This is a genomic window from Gordonia jinghuaiqii, assembly GCF_014041935.1.
GTDB classification, from domain to species: Bacteria; Actinomycetota; Actinomycetes; order Mycobacteriales; family Mycobacteriaceae; genus Gordonia; species Gordonia jinghuaiqii.
This window is the reverse complement of record NZ_CP059491.1, coordinates 358,077-368,859: the sequence shown is the minus strand read 5'-3', so window position 1 is coordinate 368,859 and position 10,783 is coordinate 358,077. Positions and strand designations below refer to the sequence as shown.

Below are 10,783 nucleotides of genomic sequence, written 5' to 3'. Positions count from 1 at the left end.
CCGCCGGGTGGGACCGACGCGACGCGCATGAGTTGTTCTGTGCTGAAGTCATATTGGTGACGAAAGCGCCATAGGAGCCGCCGGCCACGCGCACCTCCTGCGGACGGCGACGACTCGTCAGATCGCCCACGCCCACCAGATCTCGCCCGCACGAGCACGGGCCGCGAAGCGATCTGGATGACCGAACCGATTCGTTCCCAGGCGGACCAGAACACAGACATCGGGCACCGAGCGCGCAGCCAGAGTGCAACGGGTTGCCGGACTAACCCGCCTCGACGTCTTGCTGGCCGCTCCAGAGCCCGCGCTCGTCGAGTAGCTCGATGAGATGGTCGGCGCCGTCGAGGATGTGAGCCTCCATCAGCTGCCTCGCCTTCTTGGACGAGCGCTTGCGCAGGGCCTCGAGGATCGCCGGATGCTCCTCCCGAGTGGTGGTGACGTGGCCTTCGATCGTCGCGTAGAAGCGATTGGGAAGATTGGTTGTCACGGTCTGCAGCAGCCTGGCCAGTCGCGGGGACTCCGCCGCAAGATTGATCTCGCGATGGAAGGAGTGACCCAGCTGTGCGATCTTGTCTTTGTCGTCGGCCTCGATCGCCTTCTCGAGCGAGATGAGGATCGCCTCCAGCGCGTCGAGCTGGGCGGGAGTCAGGTTCTTCGCCGCCCGAGCGGTCAGCTCCCCGGCCAGCTGCGCCTGCGCCCAGAAGAGGTCGCGGACATCCTGCTTCGTGAACGGCGCGACGACGAAACCGCGTCGTGGCACCATCTCGACAAAGCCTTCGCTGCGCAGCATCAGGAGTCCCTCACGCACCGGGGTCGTGCTCACTCCCACAGCGTCGGCGATCCGCTCGATTCGCAGGAACTCCCCGGCGCGCGCCTCTCCGGAGATGATCATCTCGCGGACATACGTTGCGACCTCTTCAGGAAGCTGCTGTCGCTTCGAGCGGTCGTGCAAGGCCATCGGGTCGCACCGTTCTTAGAGTTTCTGGTTTCGACATAATATACCAACCGCTGTGGCAGCGACGTACCCAGAGGTCGGCCCCTGCGCCGGCGGTCCGCAGGCGATCGATGGGGGACGCGACAACACCCCCTGGCCTCTTCCTCGTCCCCGGCGGGAACCGATCCTCGAGGTCAAGGACCAGGGCGTCCGCGCCGGACGCGAGACCCGTGGCGGCCCAGGACGCCTTGTGTCATTTGACGAACAGCATGGAACGATACGGCTTCACGGTCCTCCTTCGGGACGACGTCGGTAGTCAGGCTTCGTCGGCGTAGAGAACGCCGCGCGACAACAGGTCGTCGACCTGATCGTCGGAGAGCACCTCGAGCGCGATCTCGCGTGTATCCGCGCCGACCCGCGGGGCGCGCCCCGTCCGTTCCGGACGTTCGCCGTCGAAGGACCACGGCGGACGGACAAGAGCCAGACCGTCGGGTTCGCGGTCGATGAGGTTCAGGTGTTCGACCTGTTCGTTCTCGAGATATCCCGACATCGTGAGGACCGGAGCAAAGGGAACGTCCTCCTCGGTGAGGAGCTTCTGCCAGTAGTCATTCGGATGTTCGGCGAACCGGGCCTCGACGATCGGCACCAGGTCGGAGAAGTTGACGACGCGCGCGGCGTAGGTTGCGAAGCGCTCGTCCTCGGTCAGGTCGACGCGTCCGATCGCGCGGCACAACGAGGCCCAGAACTTCTGCGACGACGACAGGTGGATCGCCAGGAACTCGCCGGACGACGTCGGAACGCAGAAGTTCTGCGCCTGCGGATGCCGACTGGTGCGCGTCGGGTCCTGTCCCAGCTCGAACGCCTGCGTGATGCCGTCGATGGTGAGGGTGCTCACCGCCTCCATGATCGAGGTCTCCAAGTGCTGCGAACGTCCGGTTCTCAGCCGGCCGACGAGCGCGGCCAGAACCCCCATGGCACAGGTCAGACCCGTGACGAGGTCGGCGCTGATACCGCCCGCCAACTGTGGGCGGCCCTGGTCACCGAAGAGCGAGTAGAGCCCGCCGAACGCCTGACCGATCGTGTCGTACGCAGGCCGGTCGGCCAGCGGTCCCGACGCACCGAATCCGGTGACCGATCCGTATACGACGTCGGACCGCAGGGCACGGCAGGCGTCGGGTCCCAGTCCCAACCCGACGACCTTGCCGGGACGCATGTTCTCCAGCACGACATCGAAGTTCGGCACCAGCTTCTTCACGAAGTCGACACCGGCCTCGGACTTCAGATCGACTGAGACACTGCGCTTTCCCGTGTTGTACTGGCGGAAGTAGGGGCTCGTGTCGTTGGCCTGCCTGCGAAAGTCCTCGCCATGCACCGGTCGCTCGAGCTTGACGACCTCGGCACCGAGCGCGCAGAGGATCGATGTTCCGTAGGGGAGGGAGATGTACCCACCGAGTTCGAGGATGCGAATACCCTCGAGTGGTTTGTGCTGCATGATGGCCTCGCTTGTCCGTCAGGTCAGTCTACGTTTGCCGAAATCCGGGCTGCACCGAACTCGTCGCGGATCGCATCGGTGTGCTCTCCGAGTGCGGGCACCGACCCGTTTCGGACCGGCCAATCCTGGGCAAGTGCCGGTGGTCGGAGTGCCGGCACCGGTCCCGACGGGGTTCCGACGTCTCGCCATCTACCCCGGTCGCGGAGCTGAGGATGATCAGCCAGGTCACGGACCGTGTTGAGCTGGGCGTTGCCGATTCCGGCGTCGTCTGCGGCGGAACGGATCTCCTCGAGGGTCCTGGACGAACACCATGCGCCGACGATGCCGTCGAGTTCCGCACGCACCTCTACACGATCGTCGTTGTGCGCGTATCGCGGTTCGTCAGCCAGTTCCGGACGGCCGATCATCGTCGCCAGTCGCCGCCACTCACGGTCGCTGGTCGTACCCAGCACGGCGGTACGCCCGTCCGCGGTGGTGTACGCGCCGTACGGCGCGACCATCGGCGAGCCCATCCCCACGGGTACCGGCTCCGGAGCACCGTGAAGAACCTGATTCAGTGCGAAGCCCATCATCTCGGCAGCGACATCGAGCATCGCGATCGGGATACGGCCGCCGTTGCCGGTGCGTTCACGGTCGTACAGCGCCGCGAGCACCGCAGAGTAGGCGTACAGGCCGGTGGCGATGTCCGCCACCGGAATTCCCGGTTTTGAGGGGTTGCCGGGTGTGCCGGTGATGCTGCACGACCCGCTCTCGGACTGGATGAGCAGGTCGTAGGCGCGTTTGTGATCGAAGGCGCCGCCCTGCCCGTATCCCGAGATGTCCACCGAGATCAGCTTCGGCCTGCGTGCCAGTTCGGCGACGCCGAGCCCCAGCCGGTCGAGTGCACCGGGTGTCAGGTTGCTGACGAACACATCCGCGGCGTCGAGCATCGCGCCGAACGTGGCCAGGTCCGAGGCGGACTTGAGATCCAGTGCGGCCGACTCTTTTCCGTGGTTCAACCAGGTGAAGTGTGCCGACATCCCGCCGACCACCGAGTCGTAGCTTCGCGTGGTGTCGCCGGAACCGGGCGCCTCGACCTTGATCACCCGCGCGCCGAGGTCGGCCAGATGGCGTGTGCACAGCGGCGCGGAGATGGCCTGTTCGAGGGCCACCACTGTGACGCCGTCGAGCGGTCCTCGATCTCGTCGTGTGTTCACGGGAACTCCGGCTCTCGCTTCTCGCGGTGCGACGCAACACCTTCGACGACGTCCGGGCCGCCGAATCCGTAGAACTCGAGGCCGAGGGAAGCGTCGAAGATCGGCATGGCCTGCCGGTACCAGCCGTTGAGGGCCATCTTCGAACCCTGGATTCCCGAGCGTGAACCCGCAGCAAGCTTTCGGGCGATCTCCATCGCCCGGTCCTGGACCTGGTCGTCGTCGACGCACAACGACACCATCCCGATCCGCTCGGCTTCCTCGCCGGTCAGCACCTCGTTGGTGAGCAGGTGGTACTTGGCCTTCGCCATGCTGGTGAGCAGTGGCCAGCAGATCGCCGCGTGGTCACCTGCCGCAACCCCCAATCGCACGTGTCCGTCCACGATCTTGGTGCGTCGTCCGGCCACGGAGATGTCGGCGAGCAGAGCCGCCACCAGCCCAGCGCCTGCCGCGGGGCCGTTGATGGCGGAGATGATCGGTTGCGGAACCTCGATGATGTTGCGCACGAGATCCCTTGCCTCGCGCATGATCCGGGTCCGCTGGCTGTGGTCACCGATCATCGACTCGATGAGATCGAAGCTCCCACCTGCCGAGAACGCCTTCTCCCCCGCACCGCGGATCACGACGGCTCGGACCGACTCGTCGAGCCCGATGACCGGCCAGATGTCGGCCAACTCACGGTGCGTCTCCGGCCCGACCGCATTCAGGTTCGGCCCGTCGAACATGATGCGGACAATCCCCGTCTCAGGACGATCGATCTTCAGCGCCGTGAAGTCCTCGTAACTGGTCCCCATGATTCCTTCCTCAGAGAGTTCGATGCGACACCTGTCGCGGTTCGGTCAGTTCTCGATGTCCCAGCGGCTCAGCACATCGTCGAAGTCGACGGTCCCGACCCGGGGAGCACTCGGTGCGCGCGCCGGCGTCCTGCTGAATCGCGGCATCGGGACCGGATGCAGCACACCGTCGACGTTCTCGTACACGCCGCGCTCTCGGTTGTGCGGATCGGCGGCCGCCTCGTCGAAGGTCAGGACGGGCGTGGCGCACGCGTCGGTCCCGTCGTAGACCTGCGCCCATTCCGCGCGGGGGCGTTTCGCGATCGCATCGGCGATGAGACCGCGGAGGCGCGGCCACTGCGACTGGTCGTTCTGATCCGGCCAGTCGGAGAGGTCGACGCCGAGGCGTGTCACGAACTCGCGGTAGAAGTCCGGTTCCAGTGCCCCGACCGCGAGATGACCCCCGTCGGCACAACGGTAGGTGTCATAGAACGGCGCGCCCGAATCCAGGAAGTTGGTTCCGGCGTCGTCTGAATAGATTCCGGCGGCGCGCAGCCCGTGGAGCTTCGCGGTCAAGACGGCCACACCGTCGACCATCGCGGCGTCGAGCACCTGCCCCTTGCCCGTGCGCCCTGCCGAAACGAGTGCGCAGACCAGACCGAACGCTCCCAGCGCGCCGCCGCCCGCATAGTCGCCGAGCAGGTTGATGGGCGGCCGGGGTGCCTCGCCCTTGCGGGCCATCGCGTGCAGCGCCCCCGACTGGGCGACATAATTGATGTCGTGCCCGGCGTCCGAGGACCGCGGGCCGTGCTGGCCGTAGCCGGTCAACCGGACGTACACCAGCCGCTCATTTCGCTCGGTCAGGACCTCGGGGCCCAATCCGAGTCGCTCGGCGACCCCGGGTCGATAGCCTTCGATGAAGGCATCGGCGGTCGAGGCAAGACGCATCACGCTGTCGCGTCCGTCCGAACTCTTGAGGTCCAGGGCCACCGACTCGACACCCCGGTTCACGATGTCGAGCTCGTCGGTCAGCGCATCGGTCTGGCTGAGCGCACGCGCCGCCCGGTTCGGCGGCCGCACGACCCTCACGACGTGAGCACCCATGTCGGCCAACAGCATCGACACGTACGGCACCGGTCCCATACCTGCCAGCACCAGCACCCTGACACCCGCCAGCGGTCCGGTCATCGATTTCCTTCCTGTGCAAATCGCAGACGTGGCTCAGTACGAGCGGGGCAGGCCGAGGACCTGCTGGGACACGTAGTTGCGCACCATCTCCTGGGAGAACGGCGCGTTACGCAGCAGTCGCACCTCACGCCACAGTCGCTCGATGTGGTACTCCTTCGCGTAGGCGTAACCGCCGAGGGTCGAGAACGCGCGGTCGCAGGCGTCGAATCCCGCCTCGGCGCCGAGGTACTTCGCGGCCGCGGCTTCCCGGCCGCAGTCCTGCTTCTCGTCGAAGAGACGAGCAGCGTGCATCGCCATCCGCTCGGCCGCCTCGAGTCGGATCCACGAATCGGCCAGGGGGTGGGCCACCGCCTGGTTCTTGCCGATCGGGCGATCGAACACCACCCGGTTCTTCGCGTACTCGGTGCCGATCTCCAGCCCCGCGCGCCCGAGCCCGATCCCCTCCATCGCGACGCAGATCCGCTCCGGGTTCAGCCCGTCGATGATGTAGTAGAAGCCCTTGCCGACCTCGCCCACCACGTCTTCGTCGGCCACGAACAGGTTGTCGATGAACAGCTCGTTGGTGTCGATGGCGGCGCGGCCGAGCTTGTCGATCTCACGGATCGTGAGTTTCGACCGATCCATCTCGGCACAGAACAGGGTCATGCCTGCCAGCGGCTTGGCGTCATCACGCGGTGACGTGCGCGCGAGCAGGAGGATCCGCTGGGCGTTCTGGGCGTTGGTGATGAACACCTTCTGGCCGTTGACCACCCAACCGCCGTCGACCTTCGTGGCCTTCGTCTTGATGCGGGAGGTATCGACACCGGCGGTCGGTTCGGTGATGCCGAAAGCCATGAGCATCTCCCCCGAAGCCAGGCTCGGCAGGTACTTCTTCTTCATCTCCTCCGAGCCGTACCGGACGATCGGCGCGGGCGGGAAGACGTAGAAGTGGATGGCCGAGCCGCCACTCATGCCCGCCCCGGATGCCGCGATCTCATGCATCATCACGGCCGCCTCCTGCAGGCCGAGGCCGATGCCGCCGTACTCCTCGGGGATCATCGCGCCCAGCCAGCCACCGGCCGCGAACACCTTCACGAACTCCCACGGATATTCGTGCTTGTTGTCCTTGTCCAGCCAGTAGTTGTTGTCGAACTTCCGGGCCAGCTCACGCGTGGCATTACGGACGATGTCGATGTTCTCGGTGTCTGACACCTGATTCTCCTACTCTTTGCCCGCGTACACGGGGATGTCTTCCAACGGCGTCGCCGGGTCGAGCGATGACATGTCACCGGTCTGCACCCCCATGAACCGCGACCGGATCGCGCGGCGCATGATCTTGCCGTTCTTCGTCTTCGGCAACGTCGGCACTACGTACAGCTCTGGGGCAAAAGACTTTCCGGCGTTCGTGACCGCGGTGGCCGCCAGATCGTCGTGGTCGGCTTCGTCGCCGCGCAGCACCGCGAAGGCCACCGCGCGTTGTCCGCGCGCCTCGTCCGGGACCCCGATGACGGCCACTTCGGCGATGCGCTCGTCTCGGAGAATGGCAGCCTCGATCTCGGCGGGACCCACCCGTCGCCCGGACAATTTGAGTGTGTCGTCGGACCTTCCGTGAATCCGCCACATTCCGGCGGAGTCGACGCTGGCGAGGTCACCGTGCACCCAGATGCCCTCCCACGTACCCCAATAAGTCTCCAGGTACCGGTCCCGGTCCTGCCAGAACGCATGCGTCATGCCGGGGAACGTGTTGCGAACCGCAAGCTCGCCGATCGCCTGGGTCACCGGCTTCCCGGTCTCGTCGAGGACCGTCGCATCCACACCGGGCAACGGGCCCGAGAACGCCGCGGGGGCTGCCGGCAGGAAGGGATAGCCGACGACGATCCCACCGCCGACCTCGGTCCCGCCGCTGTAGTTGACGATGGGCCGGGTCCGGCCTCCGACCTCGTCGAAGAGCCACCACCACGTGGGCTCGTCCCATGCCTCACCGGTGGACACGAACGATCGCAGACTCGGCATCTGCGGCGGCAGGCCACCGCCTGCCTTGAGCGCACGCGCACCGGTCGGCGCGATGCCCTGCACGGTCACCTGGTTGCGGACCACGATGTCCCACATGCGAGTCGGCGTCGGGTGAGTGGGCAGCCCCTCGATCATCACGATCGTCGCGCCGAGTTGCAGCGGCCCCGTCATGAGCATCGGTCCCACGAGCCACCCCAGATCGGTGATCCACCCCACGACGTCTTCGGCGTGGACGTCGAACGCGTATCCGAAGTCGACTGCGGTCTTCACCGCGAATCCACCGTGCGAGTGCACGATTCCCTTGGGGCGACCGGTGGTGCCCGAGGTGTACACGATCGTCAACGGTTCGTTGGACTCGGTGTCGACGGTCGGGACCGCTGTCGGAGCCGGGGGCAACTCGTCGTAGTAGATGTCGCGACCGGGCTGCATCGGCACCGGCGTACCGAGGTGCCTGATCACGATCACCGACCGGACGGAGGGCGACCGGGTGACCGCCTCGTCGGCGACACTCTTCATGTCCACGGTGTTGCCGCGCCGAGTCGTCCCGTCGGCTGTGACCAGCAGCACTGCCTCGGAATCCTGCAGGCGGGTCGCGAGCGCATCCGGCGCGTAACCGCTGAACGTCGGAACCGACACGGCGCCGATCATCGCGATGGCGAGAAACGCCACCACCGATTCCGGCACCACCGGCATGAACAGGACCACGCGGTCGCCTCGACGCACACCCAGCTCGACGAGTTGAGCGGCGAATCGCTGTACCTCATCTGCCAACTCGCCGTAGGTCAGGGCGCGCCGCAGCCCGGAATCGGCTTCGTAGACGACGGCTGTCTTGCCGGCCAGGTCCCCCCTCCCGTGGCGGAGCGCGGCCAGCTCTGCCACGTTGATCCGACCGCCGGTGAACCAGTTCGGGAACTGTTTCCCGTCCGACTCGTCGAGTACCTGTTGGTACGGCGAGCGGAAGTCGACCCCAAGGTCGGCGGCGGCTTCGCGCCAGAACCATTCGGGATCGGCAACCGCGCGCCGGTTGAGATCCAGCAAGGCCGACGTGTCCTGACCGAATCCCCATCGCCGCATCGCCGCGAGCAGTCTCGACCGCTCCCGCACCGATTCAGACGGGATCCACGCCATCTCGTCATGTCCGTGGGCCTCACCCATTGCGCGCTCTCCTCGTCCTGATATCTGATCGTCCCGATATCCGCTCGTGCACCGCCTACGTCAGGCGTCGTCGGTCTTCTTGAGCATCAGACCGACGCGGACCGCGTCGCACACGACCTCGTCGCGCTGGTTGATGCCCAGGTGACGGAAGGTCACGATCCCGGAATCATTGCGGCTCTTGGACTCCCGCGCGGCAACGATCTCGGTCTGCACACGGATCGTGTCTCCGTGGAAGGTCGGCTTGGGGAACTTCACCGAGTCGAACCCCAGATTGCCCAGGGTGGTGCCGAACGTGGTGTTCTGCATGGAGATCCCCGACACCAGACCCAGGAGGAACAGGCTGTTCACGAGTCGCTGGCCGTGGATCGAACCCGCGCTGTACTCGGCGTCGAGGTGCAGCGGCGCCATGTTCAGGGTCATGGTGCTGAACAGAATGTTGTCCGCCTCGGTGACCGTGCGGCGCACCTCGTGATCGATGACCATTCCCGGCGCGAATTCCTCGAAGTACATACCCGGCATCTGACTGGACCTTTCGTGACGGAGAGACCCGGGGAAGCCCCGGGTGGACAAGCGAGCTGGATCACACAATAGCTGCACAATATATTATGTGCAAGCATCATGTTCGAGATGCTCGAGGCAGCCGCCCTCTTCAACAATAATGCATAATATCCGCAAGGGTCCCGACACCTCCCGGTCCCTGTTACGGAACAACGCGCCGTTGGCGCGGAAAGGATCTGCCACGATGCGTGAAGCAGTTCTCTGCGAACCCGTCCGTACCCCTGTTGGAGCATTCGGCGGAGCATTCCGCGACGTCCCCGTGACCACCCTCGCGGCGACGGTGCTCAAAGGCCTGCTCGCCCGAACATCGTTGACCTCCAGCGATATCGACGACGTGGTGTTCGGCCAGGGCTACGCCAACGGCGAGGCGGCCGCGATCGGTCGCGTTGCCGCCCTGGACGCGGGACTCGACGTCACCGTCCCGGGCATCCAGCTCGATCGCCGGTGCGGGTCCGGCCTCCAGGCCGTGATCTATGGGGCGATGCAGATCCAGACCGGAATGAGTGACCTCATCATCGCCGGCGGCGCCGAGTCGATGAGCCAGACCGAGTTCTATTCAACCGGCATGCGGTGGGGAGCCAAGAGTGCCACCGTGGAGTTCCACGACCGACTTGCCAAGCCGCGCACCAACTCCGGTGGTGCCAACTACCCGGTGGAGGGCGGCATGATCGAGACCGCCGAGAACCTGCGCCGCGAGTACTCCATCAGCCGCGAAGAGCAGGACCTCTACGCCGCAGAGTCGCACGCGCGTGCGATCCGAGCGCAGAATGCCAACCTGTTCGACGCCGAGATGATCCCCGTGGCCGTACCGGGAAAGCGCGGAAAACCTGGCGTCGAAGTACGTTCCGATGAGCACCCACGGCACGACGTGACCGCGGAATCGCTGTCCGCCCTGCGTCCCATCCGCGCGAAGGTCGACCCCGAGGCCACCGTCACGGCGGGCAACGCCTGCGGTCAGAACGATGCCGCCGCGGCAGTCATCGTCACCACCAGGGAGAAGGCAGAACATCTCGGACTGCAGCCCTTCGCGCGGCTGGTGAGCTGGGCGGTCGCCGGTGTGGAACCGCACCGGATGGGGATCGGGCCGGTGCCGGCCGTCGCGAAGGCACTCGCCAGAACCACTCTCACGCTCGACGACATCGACCTCGTGGAGGTCAACGAAGCCTTCGCCGCCCAGGTTCTGGCCTGCGCACGTGAGTGGAAGTTCGGCGCAACCGACATGCAGGAGCGCTTCAACGTCAACGGTTCGGGAATCTCGCTCGGCCACCCGGTCGGCGCCACCGGCGGACGCATCCTGGCCAATCTCCTCCGCGAACTCGAGCGCCGGCAGGCCCGCCACGGCATCGAGACGATGTGCATCGGCGGCGGTCAGGGCATCGCGGCAATCTTCGAGAACCTCCGCATGTGAGATCCCCTACGTGAGAACTCCCCTTACGGCGCAGGTTGTTCGGGAGCTCCTCGCCCGCTCATGAACACGCCGCACCGTCGAGCAGAGCTCGAC

9 protein-coding genes are annotated in these 10,783 nt (G+C 65.9%); 1 reads left to right on the top strand and 8 read right to left on the bottom strand.

Annotation, left to right across the window (positions count from 1 at the left end):
• Positions 1–262: 262 nt before the first annotated feature.
• The 8 genes from H1R19_RS01500 to H1R19_RS01465 all read right to left on the bottom strand — a co-directional run bounded on the left by H1R19_RS01500 (position 263) and on the right by H1R19_RS01465 (position 9,243).
• Entirely contained in the window at positions 263–955 is a 693-nt protein-coding gene (locus H1R19_RS01500) for a GntR family transcriptional regulator (protein ID WP_188330898.1), read from the bottom strand.
• A gap of 292 nt (positions 956–1,247) precedes the next feature.
• Positions 1,248–2,423 (bottom strand): CaiB/BaiF CoA transferase family protein, encoded by a 1,176-nt coding sequence (locus tag H1R19_RS01495; RefSeq protein ID WP_219850379.1) that lies wholly within the window; start codon positions 2,421–2,423, stop codon positions 1,248–1,250.
• Between the two features lie 23 nt (positions 2,424–2,446).
• On the bottom strand, positions 2,447–3,619 hold the full coding sequence (locus H1R19_RS01490) for a CaiB/BaiF CoA transferase family protein (RefSeq protein WP_219850378.1): 1,173 nt from the start codon (positions 3,617–3,619) through the stop codon (positions 2,447–2,449).
• Positions 3,616–4,410: an enoyl-CoA hydratase/isomerase family protein gene (locus tag H1R19_RS01485; RefSeq protein WP_188330895.1), complete on the bottom strand. Its 795-nt coding sequence runs from the start codon at positions 4,408–4,410 to the stop codon at positions 3,616–3,618. The genes H1R19_RS01490 and H1R19_RS01485 overlap by 4 nt, the downstream gene beginning before the upstream one ends.
• A gap of 45 nt (positions 4,411–4,455) precedes the next feature.
• Positions 4,456–5,577, bottom strand: a complete 1,122-nt coding sequence (locus H1R19_RS01480) for a CaiB/BaiF CoA transferase family protein (protein ID WP_219850377.1) — start codon at positions 5,575–5,577, stop codon at positions 4,456–4,458.
• 33 nt (positions 5,578–5,610) lie between these two features.
• Positions 5,611–6,768, bottom strand: a complete 1,158-nt coding sequence (locus H1R19_RS01475; protein WP_219850376.1) for an acyl-CoA dehydrogenase family protein — start codon at positions 6,766–6,768, stop codon at positions 5,611–5,613.
• 9 nt (positions 6,769–6,777) lie between these two features.
• The gene (locus H1R19_RS01470; protein WP_219850375.1) at positions 6,778–8,724 is read right to left on the bottom strand and encodes an AMP-binding protein; all 1,947 of its coding nucleotides are present in this window, start codon (positions 8,722–8,724) and stop codon (positions 6,778–6,780) included.
• Positions 8,725–8,784: 60 nt separating this feature from the next.
• The gene (locus tag H1R19_RS01465) at positions 8,785–9,243 is read right to left on the bottom strand and encodes a MaoC family dehydratase (RefSeq protein ID WP_188330891.1); all 459 of its coding nucleotides are present in this window, start codon (positions 9,241–9,243) and stop codon (positions 8,785–8,787) included.
• Between the two features lie 223 nt (positions 9,244–9,466).
• Here H1R19_RS01465 and H1R19_RS01460 point away from each other — a divergent pair, with 223 nt between their 5' ends.
• The gene (locus H1R19_RS01460; RefSeq protein ID WP_188330890.1) at positions 9,467–10,690 is read left to right on the top strand and encodes an acetyl-CoA C-acetyltransferase; all 1,224 of its coding nucleotides are present in this window, start codon (positions 9,467–9,469) and stop codon (positions 10,688–10,690) included.
• Positions 10,691–10,783 lie beyond the last annotated feature (93 nt).